The organism is Streptomyces nidicola (assembly GCF_050106155.1).
GTDB lineage: Bacteria > Actinomycetota > Actinomycetes > Streptomycetales > Streptomycetaceae > Streptomyces.
Window position 1 is genome coordinate 905439 of record NZ_JBNBPI010000001.1, and the last position, 21527, is coordinate 926965.

Annotated in this window: 23 protein-coding genes; 10 read left to right on the top strand and 13 right to left on the bottom strand. The window is 70.5% G+C overall.

Annotated features, from left to right (window positions below; genetic code table 11):
* Nucleotides 1–72 precede the first annotated feature (72 nt).
* Nucleotides 73–960, bottom strand: coding sequence for an alpha/beta fold hydrolase (locus tag ACOKM3_RS04280; protein WP_426897025.1), 888 nt, complete (start codon nt 958–960; stop codon nt 73–75).
* Nucleotides 961–1125: 165 nt separating this feature from the next.
* Here ACOKM3_RS04280 and ACOKM3_RS04285 point away from each other — a divergent pair, with 165 nt between their 5' ends.
* Together ACOKM3_RS04285 and ACOKM3_RS04290 are read left to right on the top strand one after the other, a co-directional pair.
* Complete coding sequence (locus tag ACOKM3_RS04285) at nt 1126–1638, top strand: CGNR zinc finger domain-containing protein (protein WP_426897027.1); 513 nt, start codon at nt 1126–1128, stop codon at nt 1636–1638.
* A gap of 84 nt (nt 1639–1722) precedes the next feature.
* Nucleotides 1723–2352: a GntR family transcriptional regulator gene (locus ACOKM3_RS04290; protein ID WP_426897029.1), complete on the top strand. Its 630-nt coding sequence runs from the start codon at nt 1723–1725 to the stop codon at nt 2350–2352.
* Between the two features lie 58 nt (nt 2353–2410).
* On the opposite strand, the gene ACOKM3_RS04295 is transcribed toward ACOKM3_RS04290, so the two are convergent.
* Together ACOKM3_RS04295 and ACOKM3_RS04300 are read right to left on the bottom strand one after the other, a co-directional pair.
* Complete coding sequence (locus ACOKM3_RS04295; protein WP_426897031.1) at nt 2411–3244, bottom strand: carbon-nitrogen hydrolase family protein; 834 nt, start codon at nt 3242–3244, stop codon at nt 2411–2413.
* A gap of 56 nt (nt 3245–3300) precedes the next feature.
* Nucleotides 3301–4650 carry an MFS transporter gene (locus tag ACOKM3_RS04300; protein ID WP_426897033.1) on the bottom strand — a complete coding sequence of 450 codons (1350 nt, stop codon included), beginning with the start codon at nt 4648–4650 and terminating at the stop codon, nt 3301–3303.
* Nucleotides 4651–4815: 165 nt separating this feature from the next.
* Between ACOKM3_RS04300 and ACOKM3_RS04305 the strand changes: the two genes are divergently transcribed.
* The 5 genes from ACOKM3_RS04305 to ACOKM3_RS04325 all read left to right on the top strand — a co-directional run bounded on the left by ACOKM3_RS04305 (nt 4816) and on the right by ACOKM3_RS04325 (nt 10250).
* Nucleotides 4816–5502, top strand: a complete 687-nt coding sequence (locus tag ACOKM3_RS04305; RefSeq protein ID WP_426897035.1) for a DUF2848 domain-containing protein — start codon at nt 4816–4818, stop codon at nt 5500–5502.
* A 207-nt stretch (nt 5503–5709) separates the two neighbouring features.
* The gene (locus ACOKM3_RS04310; RefSeq protein ID WP_426897037.1) at nt 5710–6660 is read left to right on the top strand and encodes a hypothetical protein; all 951 of its coding nucleotides are present in this window, start codon (nt 5710–5712) and stop codon (nt 6658–6660) included.
* A 191-nt stretch (nt 6661–6851) separates the two neighbouring features.
* Nucleotides 6852–8375: a catalase gene (locus ACOKM3_RS04315; protein WP_426897038.1), complete on the top strand. Its 1524-nt coding sequence runs from the start codon at nt 6852–6854 to the stop codon at nt 8373–8375.
* A 198-nt stretch (nt 8376–8573) separates the two neighbouring features.
* Nucleotides 8574–9215 (top strand): carbonic anhydrase, encoded by a 642-nt coding sequence (locus ACOKM3_RS04320; RefSeq protein WP_426897040.1) that lies wholly within the window; start codon nt 8574–8576, stop codon nt 9213–9215.
* Nucleotides 9216–9245: 30 nt separating this feature from the next.
* Nucleotides 9246–10250 (top strand): L-threonylcarbamoyladenylate synthase, encoded by a 1005-nt coding sequence (locus ACOKM3_RS04325; RefSeq protein ID WP_426897042.1) that lies wholly within the window; start codon nt 9246–9248, stop codon nt 10248–10250.
* Nucleotides 10251–10273: 23 nt separating this feature from the next.
* Here ACOKM3_RS04325 and gap read toward each other — a convergent pair whose 3' ends face one another.
* The 3 genes from gap to ACOKM3_RS04340 form a co-directional block, all read right to left on the bottom strand.
* Complete coding sequence (gap, locus tag ACOKM3_RS04330; protein ID WP_426897044.1) at nt 10274–11272, bottom strand: type I glyceraldehyde-3-phosphate dehydrogenase; 999 nt, start codon at nt 11270–11272, stop codon at nt 10274–10276.
* 102 nt (nt 11273–11374) lie between these two features.
* On the bottom strand, nt 11375–12331 hold the full coding sequence (locus ACOKM3_RS04335; protein WP_426897046.1) for a GlxA family transcriptional regulator: 957 nt from the start codon (nt 12329–12331) through the stop codon (nt 11375–11377).
* A gap of 66 nt (nt 12332–12397) precedes the next feature.
* Nucleotides 12398–12886, bottom strand: a complete 489-nt coding sequence (locus ACOKM3_RS04340; protein WP_426897048.1) for a hypothetical protein — start codon at nt 12884–12886, stop codon at nt 12398–12400.
* A gap of 416 nt (nt 12887–13302) precedes the next feature.
* Here ACOKM3_RS04340 and ACOKM3_RS04345 point away from each other — a divergent pair, with 416 nt between their 5' ends.
* Complete coding sequence (locus ACOKM3_RS04345; protein ID WP_426897050.1) at nt 13303–13653, top strand: STAS domain-containing protein; 351 nt, start codon at nt 13303–13305, stop codon at nt 13651–13653.
* Between the two features lie 23 nt (nt 13654–13676).
* Here ACOKM3_RS04345 and ACOKM3_RS04350 read toward each other — a convergent pair whose 3' ends face one another.
* Nucleotides 13677–14261: a dihydrofolate reductase family protein gene (locus ACOKM3_RS04350; protein ID WP_426897052.1), complete on the bottom strand. Its 585-nt coding sequence runs from the start codon at nt 14259–14261 to the stop codon at nt 13677–13679.
* 288 nt (nt 14262–14549) lie between these two features.
* Here ACOKM3_RS04350 and ACOKM3_RS04355 point away from each other — a divergent pair, with 288 nt between their 5' ends.
* Nucleotides 14550–15722, top strand: coding sequence for a cytochrome P450 (locus tag ACOKM3_RS04355; protein ID WP_426897054.1), 1173 nt, complete (start codon nt 14550–14552; stop codon nt 15720–15722).
* A 57-nt stretch (nt 15723–15779) separates the two neighbouring features.
* On the opposite strand, the gene ACOKM3_RS04360 is transcribed toward ACOKM3_RS04355, so the two are convergent.
* From ACOKM3_RS04360 to rpmF, 4 genes are all read right to left on the bottom strand, one after another.
* A complete protein-coding gene (locus ACOKM3_RS04360; protein WP_426897056.1) occupies nt 15780–16361 on the bottom strand; it encodes a hypothetical protein in 582 nt (193 codons plus the stop codon).
* A 250-nt stretch (nt 16362–16611) separates the two neighbouring features.
* The gene (locus tag ACOKM3_RS04365) at nt 16612–17232 is read right to left on the bottom strand and encodes a PepSY domain-containing protein (RefSeq protein WP_426897058.1); all 621 of its coding nucleotides are present in this window, start codon (nt 17230–17232) and stop codon (nt 16612–16614) included.
* 248 nt (nt 17233–17480) lie between these two features.
* Nucleotides 17481–17918 carry a VOC family protein gene (locus ACOKM3_RS04370; protein ID WP_266723831.1) on the bottom strand — a complete coding sequence of 146 codons (438 nt, stop codon included), beginning with the start codon at nt 17916–17918 and terminating at the stop codon, nt 17481–17483.
* A gap of 89 nt (nt 17919–18007) precedes the next feature.
* Nucleotides 18008–18178 carry a 50S ribosomal protein L32 gene (gene rpmF, locus ACOKM3_RS04375; protein ID WP_426897060.1) on the bottom strand — a complete coding sequence of 57 codons (171 nt, stop codon included), beginning with the start codon at nt 18176–18178 and terminating at the stop codon, nt 18008–18010.
* 225 nt (nt 18179–18403) lie between these two features.
* Between rpmF and ACOKM3_RS04380 the strand changes: the two genes are divergently transcribed.
* Nucleotides 18404–18937: a TerD family protein gene (locus ACOKM3_RS04380; RefSeq protein WP_426897062.1), complete on the top strand. Its 534-nt coding sequence runs from the start codon at nt 18404–18406 to the stop codon at nt 18935–18937.
* 22 nt (nt 18938–18959) lie between these two features.
* Here the strand turns inward: ACOKM3_RS04380 and ACOKM3_RS04385 are convergent, their stop codons facing one another.
* Together ACOKM3_RS04385 and ACOKM3_RS04390 are read right to left on the bottom strand one after the other, a co-directional pair.
* Nucleotides 18960–20552: a flavin-containing monooxygenase gene (locus tag ACOKM3_RS04385; protein ID WP_426897064.1), complete on the bottom strand. Its 1593-nt coding sequence runs from the start codon at nt 20550–20552 to the stop codon at nt 18960–18962.
* Between the two features lie 3 nt (nt 20553–20555).
* A complete protein-coding gene (locus ACOKM3_RS04390; protein WP_426897066.1) occupies nt 20556–21500 on the bottom strand; it encodes an alpha/beta hydrolase in 945 nt (314 codons plus the stop codon).
* Nucleotides 21501–21527 lie beyond the last annotated feature (27 nt).

Below are 21527 nucleotides of genomic sequence, written 5' to 3' on the forward strand. Positions count from 1 at the left end.
CACCAGTCACTACAAACGACGCGGACACAGTCCCTGACCTGGCCACCAGTCACGACAAGCACCGCTGCAGTACTAGGCACCGACCCGGCTCCGCTCCAGGACCCGGGCGAGGAATCCACGGATGTGCTCCGTGACCTCATCGAGGCGGCTCTCCAGGGCGAAGTGTCCCGCGTCGAGCAGATGGATCTCGGCGTCGGGGAGGTCACGCCCGAAGGCCCTGGCGCCGTCGGGTCCGAAGATCTCGTCGCCCGCGCCCCAGACCGCGAGCAGCGGGACCTGGGAGTCGCGGAAGTACTGGTGGACGGCCGGGTAGAGGTCGACGTTGGTGGGGTATTCGCGGAAGAGCTTGAGCTGGATCTCGTCGTTGCCCGGGCGGTCCAGGAGCGCCTGGTCGTGGACCCAGTTGTCGGGGCTGACCACGCTCGGATCGGCCACCCCGGTCACGTACTGCCAGCGGACGGCCTCCGGCGTCAGCGCGGCGCGCACGGGCTTTTCGGTGTCCGGCCCCGGCGCCGCGGCGTAGGCGAACAGACCGTCCCAGAACGGCCGGACGAAGCCCTCCTCGTAGGCGTTGCCGTTCTGCGTGATGACCGCGGTGATCCGCTCCGGGGCCTGCAGGGCGAGCCGCCAGCCGATCGGGGCGCCGTAGTCCTGCACGTAGATCGCGAACCGGTCGATGCCCAGGTGCTGGAGCAGGCCGGCCGTGACATCGGCGAGCGCCCCGAAGGTGTACGGGAAGTCCCGCAACGCGGGCATCGCGGACTGCCCGAACCCGATGTGGTCGGGCGCGATCACGTGATACCGGTCGGCGAGTGCCGGGATCAGGTTGCGGAACATGTGCGAGCTGGTCGGAAAGCCGTGCAGGAGGACGACGGCGGGCGCCTTCGGATCCCCCGCCTCCCGGTAGAAGACGTCGAGACCGTTGATGGTGGCGGTGCGGTGGTGGACCGTGAAGGACATCGACCTAACCCCTCTTTCGAGCTTTACCGGTTACAGGCACAGTGGAGCACGCCCGGGATAACCAGTCAATGCGCTTTAAGCGGTTAGACTTGGATGGAAGGCGGTGCCGCACCTTCGCGGCAAGTAATCTGCAGGCGAACTCGACGCCGGACAGGAGGTACTGCAGTGATCGACCCCGGGCAGCAGGACACACTGCTGGAACTCCTCAACACCACACCGGTGATCAACGGAACGCCTACGGACGAGCTGGCCGACCGCGAAACCGCCAAGGCGTGGCAGCAGGCGCACGGCGGCAGCGGCAGCCCCCGGGAGCTGAGACACCTGATGCAGGCGCGCGACGCCCTGCAGGAGGTGGTGCGCGGCGACCTGCCGGCCACGTCACTGGAACCGATCCTGGAGGGCGTACGCTCCCGGCCGCACCTCTCCCCCGACGGCGTGACCTGGGAACTCGACGTGCCCGCGGAGCGCCGTCCGGCCGTGGAGGCGGTCCTGGCATGGAGCGCGCTGCAGGAGGCGAAGCCCGGCCGGCTGCGTCCGTGCGCCAACCCGGAGTGCCGCCTGTTCCTCCTCGACCGCAGCAAGACCAACCGGGCCCGCTGGTGCTCCATGGCGGTCTGCGGAAACCGGATGAAGGCGAGGCGCCACTACCAGCGCACCCGCGACGGGGTCGCCGAGTAGCGATCGGCCACTTCTCCCCCACCCCGTGGTAACTTCCGTATACAAGTTGTATGCGATCCAGAATTACGGTCCACGGGAGCTCACATGGCGACGTCCGGTCGGGAGAAGGCGTACGCCTACCTCAAGGGGACGGTGCTCACCGACCCGGAGATGCAGGGCGAGTTCCTCTCCGAGCAGGAGATCGCCGACCGCATCGGCGTCTCCCGCACCCCCATCCGCGAGGCCCTGCTGCTGCTCGCCGCCGAGGACCTCGTCGAGATGGTGCCCCGGCGCGGCGCGCGCGTCTCCCGGCTGACGGGGCGGCAGATCACGGAGCTGATGGAGCTGCGCGGCATGGTGGAACGGTACGCGGCGGAGCAGGTCATCAAGGCGGACCGGGTGCCGCTGGAGGAACTCGGTGAACTCCTCGAGCGGCAGCGCGGGTTGAGCGGGCCCGACGACGCCAAGGAGTTCATCGCCATCGACCACCGCTTCCACGCGACGATCGTCTCGGCCGTCGGAAACGGCCTTCTGGACCGCCACTACGACGGGCTGCGCAGCCGCCAAGTACGCGCGGGTGTCGTGGCGTTGTACAACCAGAGCGGACGGCAGAAGTCGGTCATCGACGAGCACAAGACGATCCTGGACGCGCTCGCCGCGGGCGACGCGGACGCGGTGGGCGCGGCGATCGACAGCCACTTGGAGTCGACGCTGAAGGTACTGCTGGCGGGGTGAACCGGGCCGGACTGGGTGAACCGGGCCGGCCAGGGTGTCCCTGGGCCGGCCCGTCCGATCACTTCGGGTAGGTGATCACCGTGTCGTCGCGCCCGAGCCTGCGGTTGGCGAGCACGGACGTCTTCTCGCGCACCCGGTCGACCTCGGCGACGTCCAACTCCGCAACGATCAGGCCCGGTTCGGCGCCCAGGCTCTCCCGCACGGTGCCGTCCGGGCCGACCAGCATGCTGTGCCCGATACCCGTCGGGGCCGTGCCCTTGACGTCGATGCCGCTCGCCGCCGGGTCGGCCTGGTCCACCGCGGCGACCCAGACCGTGGCGTCCAACGCCCGGGCCCGTACGAGGAGTTCCCACTGCTCGCGCTTGCCGGGGCCCGCGCCCCAGGACGCGGGGAGCAGCGTACCGACGGCGCCCGCGTCGGCGTGGGCCCGGAAGAGTTCGGGGAAGCGCACGTCGTAGCAGGTCGCGAGGCCGAGGCGGACACCGTCCACGTCGATGGTGACCACCCGCGTGCCGGGCGCGACACCCTTGGACTCCGCGAAGCCGAAGGCGTCATAGAGGTGGATCTTGTCGTAGGTCTCTTCGACACCCAGGCCCGTCGCGAGCAGGGTGTTGGTCACCCGCCCGTCGTCGGCCGGGGTGAACATCCCGGCGACGACGACGATGCCGGCCGCCTCGGCGATGGCCCGCAGCCGGTTCGCCCACGGCCCGTCGAGCGGCTCGGCGAGCGGGGCGAGCGGGGCGAGCGGCGTACCGAAGCAGGCCATCGCCGCTTCGGGGAGGACGACGACGCGGGCGCCCGCGTCGGCCGCGCGCCGCGCCTGCTCCTCGATGAGGTCGAGGTTCTTGGCCGGGTCGGGCCCGGTGGTGAGCTGGCTCAGGGCGATGAGCATGGGGTGTCCCTCCTGATGAGGCCTGATGTGACCTGATGAGACGGTAGGTGTGCGGTTCAGGCGGTCGCCTGCGCGACCAGCTCCGTGTCCTCGTCCGTGGCCGCTTCCGCGTCGCGGCCCAGCAGGAGTCCGGTGACGGTCACGGCCGCGGTGACGGCAACGTATACGGCGAGCGGCACCCAGCTGTGGAACGAGCCGAGCAGCGCCGTGAACAGCAGTGGAGCGATCGCGCCGCCGATCAGACCGGCCAGCGTATACGCGAGCGAGGAGCCCGTGGAGCGCAGCCGCGGCGAGAACTGTTCGGCGACGAACGCGGCCTGCGGGCCGTACATCAGCGAGTGCAGGACCAGCGCGACGATCACACCGAGGACCAGCAGGCCCCACGAGCCGCCGTCGACCATGCCGAAGAAGACGAACGGCCACACACCGGCACCGACGGCCGAACAGCCGTACAGCAGACGCCTGTTGACGCGGTCGGACAGCGCGCCCGCGAGCGGGATCAGGACGATCTGGAGCGAGGAGCCGATCAGTACGGCGGTCAGCGCGGACCCCCGCGACATGTCCAGCTCGTCGGTGGCGTAGGTCAGCACGAAGACGGTGAACAGCGCGTACAGCACGTCCGGGGCGACACGGGCGAGGATCGCCGCGATCAGGGCACGGGGCTGCCGGGTGAGCACCTCGCGCACCGGCGCCTCGGGACGGCTCTGCTCGGCCTCCATCGCCTTGAAGACCGGGGTCTCCTCCAGCTTCGCGCGGATCCACAGGCCGAATCCGACCAGGACACCGGAGACCAGGAAGGCGACGCGCCAGCCCCAGGAGAGGAACTGGTCCTCGGTCAGCAGGGCGCCGAGCGCCGCCAGGACGCCGTTGGCGAGGAGGTTGCCCGCGGGCGGTCCGACCTGTGCGGCCGAGGCGAAGAAGCCGCGCTTCTTCGGGTCGCCGAACTCGCTGGAGAGCAGCACGGCGCCGCCCCACTCGCCGCCGACGCCCACGCCCTGCGCGAACCGCAGCACGACAAGCGCGATGGGAGCGGCGGCGCCGATGCTGCTGTGGGTGGGCAGCAGGCCGATCAGGAACGTGGCGGCGCCGATCAGTACGAGCGTCGCGATCAGCACCTTCTTGCGGCCGATCACATCGCCGAGCCGTCCGAAGACGATGCCGCCGAGCGGGCGCGAGACGTAGCCGACGGCGTACGTGGAGAAGGCCAGCAAGGTGCCGGTGAGCGGGTCCTCCGAGGGGAAGAACAGGTCGCCGAAGACCAGGGCCGACGCGGCGGAGTAGACCGCGAAGTCGTACCACTCCAGGGCGGTGCCGGTCAGGCTCGCGAAGAAGGCCCGGACGAGACCGGAGCGGTTCGGGGTGACGACCGGTGCGGCGGGCGCGCCGCGTGGGGAGTCTTGCAGCATTTCGGTCCTCGGTTCGGGGGCTTCGACGGTCTGAGGGGGGACGTCGACGTTCGGGGGGACATCGACCTTCCGGCATACTTCTTGTATACAGGTCGTATGCGCAAGCCCCGAACGGGAAGTTAACCGCTTCGCAACCCTCCTACCTGCTCACCCCTGGAGATTTCCATGACGCTGCTCACGTTCGAACTGCCCGACGGCTCCACCCGCGACGTGGACGTCGTCCAGGTCCTCAACGCCGGATACGCCGGGCGCAGCCAGGACGATGTCGCCGCGCACGTCGCCGAACTCGCCGAACTCGGCGTGCCCGCTCCGACCACCACCCCGGCCCTGTACCCCATCTCCCCCTACCTCGCACAGCAGACCGAGCGGGTCGCGGTGCAGCACGGGCGGACCTCGGGCGAGGCGGAGTGGGCGCTCGTCGTGGCGCAGGACGGCGAGCTGCTGCTCACGGCCGCGTGCGACCACACGGACCGCGAGCTCGAGGTGCACGGCGTGGCCTGGAGCAAGAACGCGAGCCCGGACGTCCTGGCCCGACGCGCCTGGCGCCTCTCGGACGTCGAGGGTCGCCTGGACGACCTGACGCTGCGCGCGTGGGTGACGGTGAAGGGCGAGGAGTCCCTGATCCAGGACGGCTCCCTCGCGGAGCTGCTCACGCCGTCGTACTGGGCGGACGTACTGCGCGAGCGCGGCGAGCTGCTCCCCGGCACGGTGCTGATCTCCGGCACCATCCCGATGGCGGAGGGCGTGGACCAGTTCGGCGAGGCCTGGCGGGTGGAGCTGTCCGACTCTTCGACCGGTGACACCATCACGCTCGCCTACGCGGTGACACCGCTGCCGGTGCCGATCGGCTGAGCGGGGCGGGGAGAACCGGTGTCGGGTGCGACGCCCACGGCGTGCGCACCCGATGAGACCTGGGGGCATGCCCCCTGCGCGTCCGCCCAAAGTTTCCCTACGGCCGACCTTCGGATATTTCTGGCCGCGGGCCCGTAGCCGCACGGACGTCCAGGGCGGCCGCTCGGCCGAGGCGCGGGCGGGTCCGGTGTCCGTAGCGTCGACCGCATGAGAAACAGCATGCCGGCGGTGGGACTCTTCTTCCTCGCGCCGTTGATCGGCGAGATGCTCCTCGGCGCCACCTCGCTCGACGCCCTGGCGCTGCTGCCGGTCCTCGCGCTCCTCTACGGAAGCGGCGCCCTGCTCATCCGCGAACTCGTCCGCAGGACCGGTCGCGGCTGGGGTTCCATCCTGCTGCTGGGCGCCGCGTACGCGCTGCTCGAAGAGGGCCTGCTGGACCAGATGCTGTTCAACGCCGACTACTCCGGCAACTACGACATGGTCACCGTGACGCCCATCCCCCTCGTCGGCACCGGCGCCTACGGCCTGATCTCCGTCCTGGCCGTGCACGCGCTGTGGAGCATCACCGTGCCGATCGCGCTCATGGAAGCCCTTGTCCCGGAGCGCGCGGCACGTCCGTGGCTCGGCAGGACCGGGCTCACCGTCACGGCCGCGCTGCTGGTGCTGGGGGCCGTGGTCGTCGGCTGGGGCAGCTACGAGGACAGCGGTTACATGGCACCTTGGCCGCTGCTGGCCGGCACGGCCGCCGTGGTGGCCGCGCTCGTGGCCGCCGCGTTCCTGATCCCCCGCCCGCGCGCCGGGCTCGACTCCCGTGTCGCGCCCCGGCCGCTGTTCGTCGGCATCGCCTCGTTCGCGGCCACCAGCGCGTTCTGGCTGGTTCTCCAGCCGAGCTGGGCGGGCGTGGCCGCGGCCCTCGCGATCGCCGTGGCGGCCGTGGCCCTTGTCCACCATTGGGCACGCGCGCGTGCCTGGGCGCCGCCGCACACCTTCGCCCTGGCCGCCGGCGCCACGCTCACCTACGCCTGGGTCGGCTTCGGCCAGCCCCCGGACCAGGGCTCCGGTGGCACCGTGAACCTCGTCGGCCACATCCTCCTGGCCGGGGCCTCCGTCGCCCTGCTCTGCGCCGCCGGGCGCCGGGTGGGCGCTCACTTCGCGTGAGCGGGCCGGGTGGGCTCGCCGTGGTGGCGCTCTACGAATGGCCGTGTCCGTACGGAGGCCGCAGCATGGTCATGTCGTCGGTTTGCCCGGTGTGTCCTTCGAGAGGCGGCTCCGCCTGAAACGTCCTCCGAGGTCGCACCCGCAGGGCACCGAGGGCGTTTAGGACCTCCGTCGAAAGGCACGCGTAGCCCATGAGTGACGACACAGCCAAAGCGACGACCACGGATGCCGGCGTTCCGGTCGAAAGCGATGAGCACTCGCTCACGGTCGGCGCCGGCGGCCCGATCCTGCTGCAGGACTCCTATCTGATCGAGCAGATGGCGCAGTTCAACCGGGAGCGGATCCCGGAGCGGCAGCCGCACGCCAAGGGCAGCGGCGCCTTCGGCCACTTCCAGGTCACCGCCGACGTCAGCCCCTACACGAAGGCCGCGGTGTTCCAGCCCGGCACCCGGACCGAGCTGGTGACCCGGTTCTCCACGGTCGCCGGTGAGCGCGGGAGCCCGGACACGTGGCGCGACCCCCGCGGTTTCGCGGTGAAGTTCTACACCACCGAGGGCAACTACGACATGGTGGGGAACAACACCCCGGTGTTCTTCGTGAAGGACCCGATGAAGTTCCAGCACTTCATCCGGTCCCAGAAGCGCCGCGCGGACAACAACCTCCGCGACCACGACATGCAGTGGGACTTCTGGACCCTCTCGCCCGAGTCCGCGCACCAGGTCACCTGGCTGATGGGCGACCGGGGCATCCCGCGCACCTGGCGCCACATGAACGGCTACACGTCGCACACGTACATGTGGATCAACGCCCAGGGCGAGCGGTTCTGGGTGAAGTACCACTTCAAGACCGACCAGGGCATCGAGTGCTTCACCCAGCACGAGGCCGACCAGATGGCCGCGGCCGACACGGACTACCACACCCGTGATCTCTTCGAGCACATCCGCGACGGGGAGTACCCCAGCTGGACGCTGTACGTGCAGATCATGCCGTACGACGACGCCCCCACGTACCGCTTCAACCCGTTCGACCTGACCAAGGTGTGGCCGCACGCCGACTACCCGCTGGTCGAGGTCGGCAAGATGACGCTCGACCGCAATCCGACGGACAACCACGCGGAGATCGAGCAGGCGGCGTTCCAGCCGAACAACCTGGTCCCCGGCATCGGCCCGAGCCCGGACCGGATGCTGCTCGGCCGGCTGTTCTCCTACGCCGACGCGCACCGGCACCGGATCGGCGGCAACTACCAGCAGCTGCCGGTCAACGCTCCCGTCGCCCCCGTGAACACGTACTCCAAAGACGGGGCCATGGCCTACCGCAAGACCACGGACCCGGTGTACGCGCCGAACTCCAAGGGCGGCCCGGCGGCCGACACGGACCGCTACGGGACACCGCCGAGCTGGTACGCGGACGGTGACATCACCCGCGCCGCCTACGTCGACCACGCCGAGGACGACGACTGGGGCCAGGCGGGCACGATGGTCCGCGAGGTCCTCGACGACGCCGCGCGCGACCGCCTCGTGGACAACGTCGTCGGTCACCTGCTCAACGACGTGAGTGAGCCGGTGCTGCACCGTGCGTTCGAGTACTGGTCCAACATCGACCGGACCATCGGTGAGCGCATCAAGCAGGGCGTGCAGGCCAAGGCCGGCGAGAAGGACCCCAAGGCGGCGGAGCAGGCCAACCCGGCGCGCAGCAGCATGCAGGACAAGGCGTGAGGTACTGAGGTTCTGCGGTCCTGACGTACACCCCGGGCATGCGGGCGGGAGACGGCCACCACGGCTACTGACGTGGGGCCGTCAAGCCGCCTCCCATGCCCGGGGTGACGTGCGTGACGAGGACGATGGCCGCTTCCTCCGCGCGGGTTCGGTGGACCTGGCTGCGCGGTTCCGGGACGCGAGTCGTAGCCTGCCGTCGTGACCGAGACGCTGAATCCCACTCCCGACGAAGCCTTCGCGATGCTGCTGGACGGCAACCGACGCTTCGTCACCGGCACCCCCGGACATCCCAACCAGGACGCCGCGCGCCGCACCGAGACCGCCCCCGGGCAGAACCCCTTCGCGGTGCTGTTCGGCTGCTCCGACTCCCGCCTCGCCGCCGAGATCATCTTCGATCAGGGGCTCGGCGACATGTTCGTGGTCCGCACGGCCGGGCACGTGGTCGGTTCGGAGGTGCTGGGCAGCATCGAGTACGGGGTGAGTGTGCTGGGCTGCCCGCTGGTCGTGGTCCTCGGCCACGACTCGTGCGGGGCGATCGCCGCCGCCAAGGACGCCGCCGACGGTGGCAGGGCACCCGCCGGCTTCGTGCGCGACGTCGTCGAGCGCGTGACGCCGAGCGTGCTCGCGGCCCGCGCCGCCGGCCGTGGCGGGGACGAGGAGATCCTGCACGAGCACATACGGCACACCGTCGACCTGCTGCTCGACCGTTCCCGTGTGCTGTCCGAGCAGGTGGCCGCAGGCCGCCTCGCCGTGGTGGGCCTGTCCTACCGGCTGGCCGACGGCACCGCGCAGCTGGTCGCCTCCCACGGCCTGAGCGAAACCGCCGACGCCGCACTCTGACCCCCGCCCCATCGAAAGAAGCGCACCACAGTGAAGAACAACGTGCGGGTGCCGGCACCCGCCGGCGACATCCACATCGACGAGGCGGTCGGCGTGCTGCGCGCCGGTGGGCTCGTCGCCCTCCCGACCGAGACGGTCTACGGCCTGGGCGCCGACGCCGAGAACCCGGCCGCCGTCGCCCGCATCTTCGAGACCAAGGGCCGCCCGCCCAACCACCCGCTGATCGTCCACATCGGCGGCGCCGAGCACCTGGACGACTGGGCCGATGACGTGCCGGAGGCGGCGCGCCTGCTCGCGGAGCGCTTCTGGCCGGGGCCGCTCACGCTGGTCCTGCGGCGCAGTGGCCGGGTGCCTCACGAAACCACCGGCGGGCTCGAGACGGTGGGGGTGCGCGTGCCCGACCACCCCGTCGCGCTGGAGCTGCTCAAGGCCTTCGGCGGTGGCGTCGCGGCCCCGTCCGCCAACCGGTTCGGCTCGGTCAGCCCCACCACCGCCGAGCACGTCCGCACCGAACTCGGTGACGGGGTCGACTTCGTGCTCGACGGCGGCCCCTGCGACGTCGGCGTCGAGTCGACCATCGTCGATGCGACAAGCGAGTCCCTGAGCATTCTGCGGCCGGGCGGCGTGACGCGCGAGGACCTCGAACTGGCGCTGGGGCGTCCCCTCGACGTCCCCGACACCAGCGAGGTGCGCGTACCGGGCCAGCACCCTTCGCACTACGCGCCGAACGCGCGCGTCGTCCTCGTCGACCCGGAGGAGCTCCTCGCCGAGACGGTCCGCGCACACGAACTCGGCCACCGGGTGGGCGTGTTCCTGCCGTCGGCCCTCGCCGGCGCTCCGGAGACGGCGAAGGCGCACGCCGTGGCCGCCGTCCCCGCGTCGCTCGACGCCTACGCGCGCGGCCTCTACGGCTACCTGCGCGACCTCGACGAGCAGGGCTGCGACCTCATCCTCGCGTCGCTGCCGGCGCAGGACGGCCTCGGCCTCGCGATCGCCAACCGCCTGCGCCGCGCGGCAGGGCCCCGGCCCGCGTAACCGGCGGGCGGGGGCCCGAGAGGTCAGCGGGTGGCGAGCAGTTCCAGCGTGTCGATCACCCGGTTCGAGAAGCCCCACTCGTTGTCGTACCAGGCGACGACCTTGATGTGTCGGCCGTCGACGCGGGTGAGGGCCGAGTCGAAGATCGACGAGGCGGGGTTGCCCACGATGTCGGAGGACACGAGGGCGTCGTCCGAGTACTCGAGGACGCCGGCGAGCGGACCCTCGGCCGCGGCGCGGTAGGCGGCCAGCACGTCGTCGCGCGTCACGTCGCGGGCGACGGTCGTGTTGAGTTCGACGATCGAGCCGACCGGTACGGGGACGCGGATCGAGTCACCCGACAGCCTGCCGTCGAGGTTCGGGAGGACCAGGCCGATGGCCTTGGCGGCGCCGGTCGTGGTCGGCACGATGTTGACCCCGGCGGCGCGGGCGCGGCGGGCGTCGCGGTGCGGACCGTCCTGGAGGTTCTGCTCCTGCGTGTAGGCGTGCACCGTCGTCATGAACCCGTGCTCGATACCGGCGAGTTCGTCGAGCACCTTGGCCAGCGGGGCGAGCGCGTTGGTGGTGCAGGAGGCGTTCGAGACGATGGTGTGCACGGCCGGGTCGTACGCGTCGGTGTTGACCCCGTACGCGAGGGTGACGTCGGCGCCGTCGGACGGGGCGCTGACGAGTACCTTCTTCGCGCCCGCGTCGAGATGGGCGCGGGCGGCCTTGGCCGAGGTGAAACGGCCGGTGGCCTCCAGGACGAGGTCGACGCCGAGTTCGGCCCACGGCAGCTGCGCCGGTTCGCGCTCGGCCGTCACCGTGATCCGCCGGCCGTCGACGACGAGGGTGTTCCCGTCGACGGTGACCGGGCGCCCGAGCCGTCCCGCCGTGCTGTCGAAGGCGAGCAGCCGGGCGAGCGTGGCGGGCTCCGTCAGGTCGTTGACGGCGACGACCTCGAGGTCGCTGTCGCGCTCCAGCAGGGCGCGCAGCACATTGCGGCCGATGCGGCCGAATCCGTTGATGGCGATGCGAGTCATGAATGGTGTCCCTTCCGTTCCCCACCAGGCTCGCGCGGGGCTCGCGGTGCGGACAGTGGCGGGATCGCCACGCTTCAAAAGGATGGCGCCACGCCGCGAGCGTCAGCCGCCCGGGGTGAAGGTCCGCCGGTACTCGCTCGGTGTGGTGCCGAGGATGCGCTGGAAGTGCAGCCGCAGGTTCGCGCCGGTGCCGAGCCCGACGTCGGCGGCGATCTGTTCGACGCTGCGCTGCGAGCGCTCGAGCAGTTCGCGGGCCAGGTCGATACGGGCGCGCATCACCCACTGCATCGGGGTGTAGCCGGTCTCGTCGACGAAGCGCCGGGAGAAGGTGCGCGGTGACACCCCGGCCTGCCGCGCCAGGGTGTCGAGGGTGAGGGGCTCGCCGAGCCGGTGCAGCGCCCATTCTCGGGTGTCGGCGAATCGCTCCCCGAGCGGCTCGGGGACGCTGCGCGGCACGTACTGGGCCTGGCCGCCGCTGCGGTAGGGCGCGGCGACCAGGCGGCGCGCGGCGTGGTTGGACGCGGCGACTCCCAGGTCGCCGCGCAGGATGTGCAGGCACAGGTCGATGCCGGAGGCGGCGCCGGCCGAGGTCAGCACCGGGCCCTCGTCGACGAACAGCACGTTCTCGTCGACCTGGATGAGCGGATACCTGGCCGCGAGGGCGCGCGTGTAGTGCCAGTGCGTCGTGGCGCGCCTGCCGTCGAGCAGTCCCGTGGCGGCGAGCGCGAACGCGCCGGTCGAGATGGCTGCGAGCCGGGCGCCCCGCTCGTGGGCGGCGAGCAGCGCGTCGACGACGGCCCGCGGCGGGTCCTCCCGGTCCGGGAACCGGTAGCCGGGGACGAAGACCATGTCGGCCCAGGCGAGCGCTTCGAGGCCGTGCGCCACGGCGTACGCGAGGCCGTCGCCGCCGGTCACGAGCCCGGGCTCGGCCCCGCACACCCGCACCTCGTACGGCATGCTCGCGCGGGTCGTGAACACCTGCGCGGGGATGCCGACATCGAGCGGCTTGGCGCCCTCGAGCACGAGGACGGCGACATGGTGCGGGCGAGAGGCTGACACGGCTGGCACATCTGACACAGGAGGAGGTTACGCGGGAGTGGTCACGATGCCGGCTGCGCTCGCGCCCTATGCCGCGAGCTTGCTCTGGCACGTGGCCAGACGGGTCTTCGCCCTCTTGAGGAGTGCGTGCGCCTTCGTGCGGTCCGCGGCGAGTTGGGCGTCGGCCTCGAACGCCCGCGAGGCCTCGTAGGCCACGCGCTCCCGCACTTCCGCCTCCTTGAGCTCCTCGCGCTTCTCGTCGCGCTGCTTGAGGAGTTCGGCGTACTGCGGGTCCGCGGGGTCGGTGTCTTGGATGCGCTCGTTCAGGTCGCCGAGCTGGAACTGGATCCCGTCCGCTTCGGCGGTCGCGTCCGCATGGGCGTCGGAGAGTCTGTCGGACGTGCGCTTCTCCGCGGCGAACCGCGCGTCGAGCACGTCCACGGTCGTCTGGTGCCGCGTGACCGTCTTCTCGTAGGCGGTGCAGCCCTTCGCCGGCGCGGCGATGTCCGCGTGGGCGAGTGTGGCGGGCAGGGTCAGTGCCAGAAACGAAGCGGCGGCGATCACTGTGCTGCGCATGCCGGTACGACGACCCATCAAGGGCTCCCATCGGTTGGGTACAGAGGAGCGGGCCAGAGCCTCACGGCCCCGGCCCGACTGTCCCCGACATACATGCCACCTGCACGCAGCTCGCCACGCAGGCGCCGTCCGCGCACCACCTGAATGCAGGAGCACCTTCACGTGCGCGGCATTTCAGGACGCGGGCCGTCCGGCTGTCATACGCTTCCCCGCACTCGGCCAGAACGCGACGCCATATGCCAACGTCCGCTCAGGACCGTCTGCTTGCCGCCGATAGGCCCGTCCACCATATGCCGTCGGCATGACCAACGAGCAACCTTGGCCGCCTTCCGCCGGTTCGGATGCCAGGACCGTGCGCTCGGTGCTTCCATGGAACACTCAACGCACCTCAAGCGGGTAGGCCGAGGAGCAAAACCATGAGCACGCCGACCTCACCCCTCTTCGACATCAACGTCGTCGACGCCGGGGACCTTGTCCTCCTTCGCGCGCGGGGGGAACTCGACCTGAACACCGCGCCCGGCCTCGACCGGGTGCTGATCCCGTTGCACCCACGCCGCTGCGAACTCGACTTCGCCGACGTGCCGTTCACCGACTCGACCGGCATCAACCTCCTCGTGCGCCATCACCAGCTGGCCGCCGACGCGGGAGGCAGCCTGCGCCTGATCGCCGTCAGCCGCCCCGTCCGCCGCGTCCTCGACATCTCCGGCACCGCCTGCCTCCTGCTCGCCTCCCCCGAACCTCCCCCACCGGAGGCCACGGGCTCCTGACCCTCAGGAGACGACCGCGGTCCTCACCCGGCCTCCTCGGAGCGGCGCACCCGGTAGCGGAGGTGTGTGACGTCCCGGTCGTCGAGGCGGCGGGCGAGGTCGAGTTCGATGTGGTCGGCGCCGAGGTGGTCGAACAGGCGCCGGCCGTTCCCGAGGAGGACCGGAATCAGGTGGATCTCCATCTCGTCGATGTGGCCGGCCCGCAGGAGCGCCTGGGCCGCGCCGGCCCCATGGACCATGACCGGCCGGTCCCCGGCGGCCGCGCGGGCCTGCCGGGCGCAGTCGTCGACGTCGGTGACGAATCGCGCGTGGCCGGGCGGCACGTCCCCCTCGTCCACGTGATGGGTGAGGACGAAGATCGGCACCCCGTCGTGGTGGTCGCCCTTCCAGCGTCCGGCGAGTTCGAAGGTACGACGGCCGGAGATCACCGCGCCGGTCGCCAGCGCCTCGCGGTACACCTGTCCGCTGGGGCCGTCGGATTTCCTGTCGTCGAGCCAGTTGAAGAGGCGTCCGCCGTCACGGCCGAGCTCCTGGCCCGGTCGATCGTCCGGACCGGCGATGAAGCCGTCGAGCGACATCGACATGTACAGCCGAATCGGGTTGCGCATGACCGCCTCCCTCTCTCCTGCATGGCACGGAAGGGCTCCGTTGTCACAGTGGAAGACTCCGGGCGGCAAGCAAACTCATCGACCTGGCGAGGTGTACGCACGGGTCGTTTCATCCTGGCTCCGGCCAGAAGTACCCCTACCGTCGGGACTGTCACAGAAATGTCTTGTGTTCATGACATACGCCGAAGGGTCGCGGGCCGCATGCCACGATCGCCCGGACCTTCCGTACCCGACGACGAACCGGGCCCAGGCTGAACGCCGTTCGGGCCCCCGTCCCAAGGAGCGTGTATGTCCGCGATACCGGTCAGCGACGTCGATCTCTACACGCCCGGTGCGCGGGCCGACCCGTACTCGATCTACCAGGAGTTACGAGCGCTCGGGCCCGTGGTGCACCTGTCGCGCCACGACCTCTACGCCCTCCCCCGCTACCAGGACGTCCGCGCGGCGCTCATGGACTGGCGGACGTTCTCCTCTGCCCGCGGGGTCTTCGTCGACCCGGACATGAACGCGCAGCTCGAGGGGATCACGCTGTGCAGCGATCCGCCCGAACACACCGCGATGCGTGCCGTGTTGGGCCGCCCGCTGCGCCAGGACCGGATGCGCGACGTCACCCCCACCATCGAGGCGGAGGCCGAGCGGATCGTCGCGAAGCTGGTCGAGCGGGGCCGGTTCGACGCCGCCACGGAGCTGGCCGAGCATCTGCCCATGACCGTCGTCTCCGACCTCGTCGGCCTGCCCGACCGGGGGCGCGACAAGATGCTGGAGTGGGCCGCGGCCATGTGGGACATGCAGGGTCCCGCCAACGAACGCTTCACGAAGGCGGCGCCCGTCGTCGAGGAGTTCATGGCCTACGTCGCCCACGAGGCGGTCCCCGGGCGCATCGACCCCGACGGCTGGGCCGCCAACCTCCACCAGGCGGCCGACCGCGGGGAGTTGCCGCGCGAGAAGTGCCCGGCGCTGATGCTCGACTACGTCACGCCGAGCCTCGACACGACGATTCTGGCAATCACGAACGCGATCGCGCTCTTCGCCCAACACCCGGACCAATGGGACCTGTTGCGGGCCGACCGCTCCCTGATCCCGCACGCGATCAACGAGTCGCTGCGCCTGGAGACGCCGGTCCCCCAGTTCAGCCGCGTCCTCACCGAGGACCACGAGATCGACGGCGTCGCCCTTCCCGCCGGCAGCCGCGTGGCCCTGCTCTACGGCTCCGCGAACCGCGACGAGCGCCACTACCCTGACCCCGAACGCTTCGACATCACCCGCCGCCCCTCGGACCACCTGGCCTTCGGCCGCGGCGAACATGTCTGCGTCGGCATGCATCTGGCCCGCGTGGAGATGGGCACGCTCCTGGACCGCCTCGCCGACCGGGTGCGCCGGTTCGAGACCGTGTCGTCGACGCCACTGCTCAACAACGGGCTGCGCGGGCTGGAACATCTGGAGGTCAAGGTCAGCGTCTAGGCGGGGATCCGGACGGGCGGGCGGGCGACGCTCAACCGCCCGTCCGGCGGATGCGCTTCACCAGGCCGCCGGCTCCCTCACCTCGGACGACTCCGTACGGAAGAACACCGCGAGGAGCAGCCAGGTCAGCAGTCCGAAGACGAGCGCGCCGCCGGCACCGAAGTTCGGGAACCGCTCGTCGATGTTCGTCGTGATCACGTACGACGTCACGAGCCAGCCGAGCGCCCAGGCAGGCGGGTTCGCGACGGCCCACCAGAACGCAGCGGCGTTCCCGCGTTGCGCAAGCACCAGCGCCTGCAACACCCCAACGCACAGGCCGGTCACGGCGCCGATGACCACGACATCTCCTCGACCGGTCCCGTAATCGACCAGGGCCGCTCCGGCGGCCAGGCCCGTGGCCATGCCCGCGCTCGTCGCCGCGATCCAGGGCCACGGCACCCACTGCCGCAGGGCGAACCACTCTGCCGCCCCGATGACCGCACCCGCGATGAGCCCCGCAACGAGCGCCCGCCCCGCGGAATCGACTCCGTCAACGACAAGATCGGCGACGAACCCGCCGATCGGGAAGCCGACGAGAACCGCCACCGGCCAGAGCCATGTTCGACGCGCGGTACCTGCCCAGTCGCCTTGTGTCTCCATGACCGTGCCTCCCCTGCGAGTTGCCGGGGACCAGGCCGGCCCGGGGGCAGCGGCTGGACTCCCGGATGGCGCGCTCGGTCACAAGTGCCCAAGGGCCACACTCCTCCTCCAACGGCCCGCAGAACGAGGAAGGCCCGCGCATTTCCTCTACGCCAGGGGTTCGGAGGACCGGCCCGTGATGATGCCAGCGAGTCGCTTGGGACTCATCGGTCGGCGTGGCCCGCCGAACGCGTGCGGGGGCCGGGGGGATTCAGTCCTGGTCGACGTGCTCGTTCAGGACCTTGCCGTTGACCGCGTCGATGTCGAACGACGTCTTGTCCCAGGTGGCAGGGGTGACCACGTCGACCGACCAGACCGTGGTCCCGTTGTCGGAGTCGTCGAGGGCGACGGAGGTGACCTTGCCCTTCTTCCGGCCGGTGGCCGTATCGGCGGCCTTCATCGCCGTGATCTTGGCCGCGGCGAGCTGGTCGGTGTTCTCCTTCTTGTCGTCCGCGTCCTGGTCCTTGTCCGTCGTGGAGCCGCTGACCTTGCCGGTGACGGCATCGACGCGTACGTCGGTGCCCGTGCCGTCGGACGCGACGACCTCGGCCTCCCACTCCGGGTTGCCCTGGTTGTCGTCGCCGAGGTCGATGTCCAGGAGCTTGCTGCCGGAGACTTCCTTCTCGGCGGTGCGTGCCGCCTTCTCCCAGTCGACCTTCGTCGCGGAGAGCAGCTTCTTGCGCTCGGCCTGGTCCTCGTTCAGCCGGCCGCTCGGGCTCGCGTCACTGGCCTGATCCTGCTGGGAGGCGCTCTCGCTCTCCTCGGCGCCCGAGGAGGTGCCGTCCCCGTCGTCCGACGAGCAGGCGCTCAGCAGGGAGAGCGAAGCGGCCACGGCGCACACGACGCCGACGGCACGCCCTCGCGCGCTTCGGTTACTCCGCTTCACGGGTACAGAGTGCATGGGTGGGCCTTTCGTGCCGTGGGCCGGGGAGATCCGTGCGGCTCCCGCACCCAGGTCACCCCGTGCACCCGCCGCCCTCACGGCGACTCCGCAAACGGGCACGAAGCGGGCGCCCGCCGATCCTCCCAGCACCGCCGGGGCTCGGCATCCCGACGCCCCGGCGTCCCGGCAATCGGCCGTCAGCCCTTCTTCAGCTCCTCGGCGAACATCACGATGATGCCGCTGGGGCCACGGACGTACGTGAGCTTGTAGATGTCCTCATAGGTACCCACGCCGCGAAGCGGGTGGCACCCGTGCTTGGCGGCCGTCTCGAGGGCCTCCTCGATGTTGTCGACCGAGAAGGCGACGCGGTGCATACCGATCTCGTTGGGGAGGGTCGGCTCCGTCTCGATCGCGTCGGGGTGGATGTACTCGAAGAGCTCCAGGCGACCCTGCCCGTCCGGCGTCTGGAGCATCGCGATCTTGGCGTGATTGCCGTCGAGGCCGACGGCAGTGTCGGTCCACTCCCCGCTGACCGTGTCCCGGCCGAGGACCGTGAGGCCGAGGTCGGTGAAGAAGGAGATCGTTGCTTCGAGGTCGCGAACAGCGATGGCGACGTTCTCAAGTTTGATGGCCATGCGCTGCATGCTACGAGCCGGGCCGCCCGCTGGGCGCGCGTTTCGAGCTCGTGGTGCTCGTGGTGCCCGTGGGCTCAGCTCGTCTGCGCTCAGCCCTCGAGCCGCAGCAGCCCGCGCTCGTACGCCTTCACCAGCCGCTGCGGCACCAGGTACGGGACGCCGTCGACCGTGACCGGGGCGAGCTGGGGCGTGGTCGCCTTCCACTGGGCGCGGCGGTGGCGGGTGTTGCTGCGGGACATCTTCCGCTTGGGAACGGCCATCGGATCCTCCATGGGGTGGCGGGTGGGAAGGGGTCGCTGTGCGGCGCGACACGGGGACGCTATATGAAAATGGATCCCATTACCAAGTTGGCGGGCGGGCGCGAGGCCGTCGCGTGCGGGGGTGAATTGCGTCAAGGAACCATCAAGCCGCTGGTAGCAGGCCATACTTGAGGGCACGGGGGCGGGATGGCCCCTCGTTGACTCGAGGCAAGGAGGCGGCGTCCGGTGAGCAGCGTCACGACGGGATTGCAGAAGATCGAGGTCAGGCTTCGCTGGGACCCGAGCCCCGTCGGGGAGTCACCGCGCCATCTCGACATCGTCGCCGCGACGTATTCCGAGGACGCCGTCGACGGGGATCCCGCGTACGTCGTCCACTACGACAGCCGCTCCCCCGACGGCACCATCAACATGATCCGGGACAGCAAGACCGGGATGGGTTTCGGCTTCGTCGAGGTCATGACTCTCGAACTCGACCGGCTGGCGTCCTCCTACGCGCGAGTGGTGGTCGGAGTGGTGATCCATCAGGACCCCGACCCGCGCACCTTCGCCGACATCGAGAACGCCGGGGTGGTGGTCGTGGAGAAGTACACGGAGCTTCTGGAGACCGACTTCACGCCGGTCGCCGGGGCCACCGCGGCGACGATCGTGGAATTCCGGCGGAACGACTCCGGGGCCTGGAAGCTCCATGAACTGATCCAGGGCTTCGACTGCGACGCGAGCGCGTTCCCTGCCGTCATGGGCAGCGCCCGGCAGGGCTGAGCCGGACCGGGACCGCTCCCGCTCAGCTCAGCTCGAAGCCGTGGTAGTGGCTCACCGCGATGCCGTCGGTGAGGTCGCGGTAGAGGCCGACACCGCCGATGAAGGGCATGAACACCCGTTGTTTTCCTGGGATGTTGGCGCCCATGTACCAGGACGCGGCCCGGGGCATGAGCGTGAGGTCGGCGAGGTCGTTGGTGGTGTTGACCCAGTTGGCCTCGGCGTCCGGATCGGCCTCCATGCGGTGCAGTCCGCGCTCGCGCAGGTGCGTGAGGGCGCGGGTGATCCAGTCCACGTGGTGCTCGATCGAGGTCATCATGTTGGAGAGGACGGACGGGCTCTGGGGGCCGGTCACCGTGAAGAGGTTGGGGAATCCGGCCGACATCAGGCCGAGGTACGTGCGCGGGCCGTGGGCCCACTTGTCGCGCAGCGCGAGGCCGTCGGCGCCGCGGATGTCGATGGCGTTCAGGGCGCCGGTCATCGCGTCGAATCCGGTCGCCATGACGATGACGTCGACGTCGTAGGTGACCCCGTCCTCGGTGCGGATCCCGCGCTCGGTCATCCGGTCGATCGGCCGCTCGGCGAGGTCGACCAGGGTGACGTTGTCCTGGTTGAACACCTCGAAGTAGCCGGTGTCGACGCACATCCGCTTGCTGGCGATCGGGTATGTGCGCGGGGTGAGCCGCTCGGCGAGTTCGGGGTTCTTGACCTTCTCGCGGATCCGGGCCCGGACGTACTCGGCGACGGCCTCGTTGGCCTCCGCGTCCTTGAGCAGGTCGCTGAAGCCGCTGCCGAAGCACAGTCCGCCGATGTCCCAGCGGCGGTCCAACTCCCCTGCGACCTCCTCCTCTTCGGTCTCGATCAGCAGCACCTGCGCCTCTTCGTCGCAGTCGAAGCCCTTCGACGATGCGCGGGAGACCTCGCGCCGTTCGGGGTAGCGCGCCCGCGCCGCGGCGAGGCGGGCGGCGTTGGGTCCGTTGTGGGCGGGCACCGCGTAGGACGGGGTGCGCTGGAAGACGGCGAGCGAGCCGACCAGCGGGGCGATCGCGGTGATCGTCTGCAGTCCGGAGGATCCGGTGCCGATCACGGCCACCCGTTTGCCGGCGAGGTCGGCGCCCTCGTGCGGCCAGTTGGACGTCCACAGCACCTCGCCCGCGAAGTCCGTGAGGCCCTCGAAGGCGGGCCGGGACGGTACGGACAGGCATCCGGTGGCCGCGATGACGTACCGGGCGGTGCGGGGTGTGCCGTCGGAGGCCCGGACCGTCCAGCGCTCCGCCGCGTCGTCCCAATCGAGCGATTCCACGCGGGTGTTGAAGACGACGTCCTTGCGCAGGTCGAAGCGGTCGGCCACATGACGGGCATAGGCGAGGATCTCCGGCTGGGCCGCGTAGCGCTCGCTCCAGTCCCACTCCTGCTCGAGTTCGGCGTCGAAGGAGTAGGAGTACTCGACGGACTCGATGTCGCAGCGGGCGCCCGGATAGCGGTTCCAGTACCAGGTGCCGCCGACGTCCGCGCCCGCCTCGATCACGCAGGTGTCGAAGCCGAGCGCGCGCAGCCGGTGCAGCTGGTAGAGGCCGGCGAATCCGGCGCCGATGACGAGCACGTCGTGGTCGGCCATGGCTCACACCGTCCTTTCGGCGACGAACTTGTTGATGTGCTCCGCCACGAGCCGCAGCCCGTCCTCGAAGCCCGGCAGGATGCCTGCCATCTGGAAGAAGGCGTGCATCTGCCCCGCGGCCTCTTCAAGAGCCACCGGGACGCCCGCGTCGCGCAGCGCGTGCGCGTAGGCGACACCTTCGTCGTGCAACGGGTCGTACTCGGCGACGTACACGAGCGCCGGGGGCAGGCCCGCGAGGCTGTCGGCGCGCAGCGGGGAGGCGTCCGGGTGCGTGCGGGCCCGCTCCGCGGGGAGGTAGTGGCCCCAGAACCAGGCCATCGTGTCGCGGGTGAGCATGAGCTGGTTCTGCGGGGCGAGGTACGAGGGCCGGTCCAGGTCGCAGTCGGTGACGGGATAGATCAGGGCCTGGTGGTCGACGGCGGGTCCGCCGCGGTCGCGGGCCCAGCGGGTCATCACCGCCGCGATGTTGCCGCCCGCGCTGTCACCGGCGACGAGCAACGGGGCGCCCAGCGGGGCGAGCTCACCCGCATGCTCGGCGGTCCAGGTCAGGGCTGCCCAACTGTCCTCTATGGCCGTGGGGAACGGATACTCCGGCGCCTTGCGATAGTTGACCATGACCACGGTCGCCCGCGTCGCGTTCGCGAGCCGGCGGCCCACGTGGTCGTACTGCAGGTCGATGTCCCCGACGACCCAACCGCCGCCGTGGAAGTACACGACGACCGCCTGCGGGGTCCCCGTGGGCCGCAGCACCCGCGTGCGGAACCTCCCGCCGTCACGGCCCGCGATCTTGACGTCCCGTACCGCACCGATCTCCGGGCCCCGGCCGCTGATACCGGAGAGGATCGGGGCGTGCAGCCGGGCGATGGCCGGCGTGGACTCGTGCATCGCCGGGCCGTCGGCCTTGGCCAGTTCCGCCAGAAGCGCCTGGGTCACCGGTTCCAGTGGCATACGGCCGTCCCCTCGTCGATCCCGCAC

Bases quoted from the DNA above. Each gene is read 5' to 3' on its own strand.
- rpmF (WP_426897060.1), bottom strand. From the start codon at position 18,178: ATGGCCGTTCCCAAGCGGAAGATGTCCCGCAGCAACACCCGCCACCGC.
- ACOKM3_RS04360 (WP_426897056.1), bottom strand. From the start codon at position 16,361: ATGGAGACACAAGGCGACTGGGCAGGTACCGCGCGTCGAACATGGCTC.
- ACOKM3_RS04300 (WP_426897033.1), bottom strand. From the start codon at position 4,650: ATGCTGCAAGACTCCCCACGCGGCGCGCCCGCCGCACCGGTCGTCACC.
- ACOKM3_RS04355 (WP_426897054.1), top strand. From the start codon at position 14,550: ATGTCCGCGATACCGGTCAGCGACGTCGATCTCTACACGCCCGGTGCG.
- ACOKM3_RS04340 (WP_426897048.1), bottom strand. From the start codon at position 12,886: ATGCGCAGCACAGTGATCGCCGCCGCTTCGTTTCTGGCACTGACCCTG.
- ACOKM3_RS04370 (WP_266723831.1), bottom strand. From the start codon at position 17,918: ATGGCCATCAAACTTGAGAACGTCGCCATCGCTGTTCGCGACCTCGAA.
- ACOKM3_RS04295 (WP_426897031.1), bottom strand. From the start codon at position 3,244: ATGCTCATCGCCCTGAGCCAGCTCACCACCGGGCCCGACCCGGCCAAG.
- ACOKM3_RS04315 (WP_426897038.1), top strand. From the start codon at position 6,852: ATGAGTGACGACACAGCCAAAGCGACGACCACGGATGCCGGCGTTCCG.
- ACOKM3_RS04350 (WP_426897052.1), bottom strand. From the start codon at position 14,261: ATGCGCAACCCGATTCGGCTGTACATGTCGATGTCGCTCGACGGCTTC.
- ACOKM3_RS04280 (WP_426897025.1), bottom strand. From the start codon at position 960: ATGTCCTTCACGGTCCACCACCGCACCGCCACCATCAACGGTCTCGAC.
- ACOKM3_RS04385 (WP_426897064.1), bottom strand. From the start codon at position 20,552: ATGGCCGACCACGACGTGCTCGTCATCGGCGCCGGATTCGCCGGCCTC.
- ACOKM3_RS04310 (WP_426897037.1), top strand. From the start codon at position 5,710: ATGAGAAACAGCATGCCGGCGGTGGGACTCTTCTTCCTCGCGCCGTTG.
- ACOKM3_RS04345 (WP_426897050.1), top strand. From the start codon at position 13,303: ATGAGCACGCCGACCTCACCCCTCTTCGACATCAACGTCGTCGACGCC.
- ACOKM3_RS04290 (WP_426897029.1), top strand. From the start codon at position 1,723: ATGGCGACGTCCGGTCGGGAGAAGGCGTACGCCTACCTCAAGGGGACG.
- gap (WP_426897044.1), bottom strand. From the start codon at position 11,272: ATGACTCGCATCGCCATCAACGGATTCGGCCGCATCGGCCGCAATGTG.
- ACOKM3_RS04390 (WP_426897066.1), bottom strand. From the start codon at position 21,500: ATGCCACTGGAACCGGTGACCCAGGCGCTTCTGGCGGAACTGGCCAAG.
- ACOKM3_RS04305 (WP_426897035.1), top strand. From the start codon at position 4,816: ATGACGCTGCTCACGTTCGAACTGCCCGACGGCTCCACCCGCGACGTG.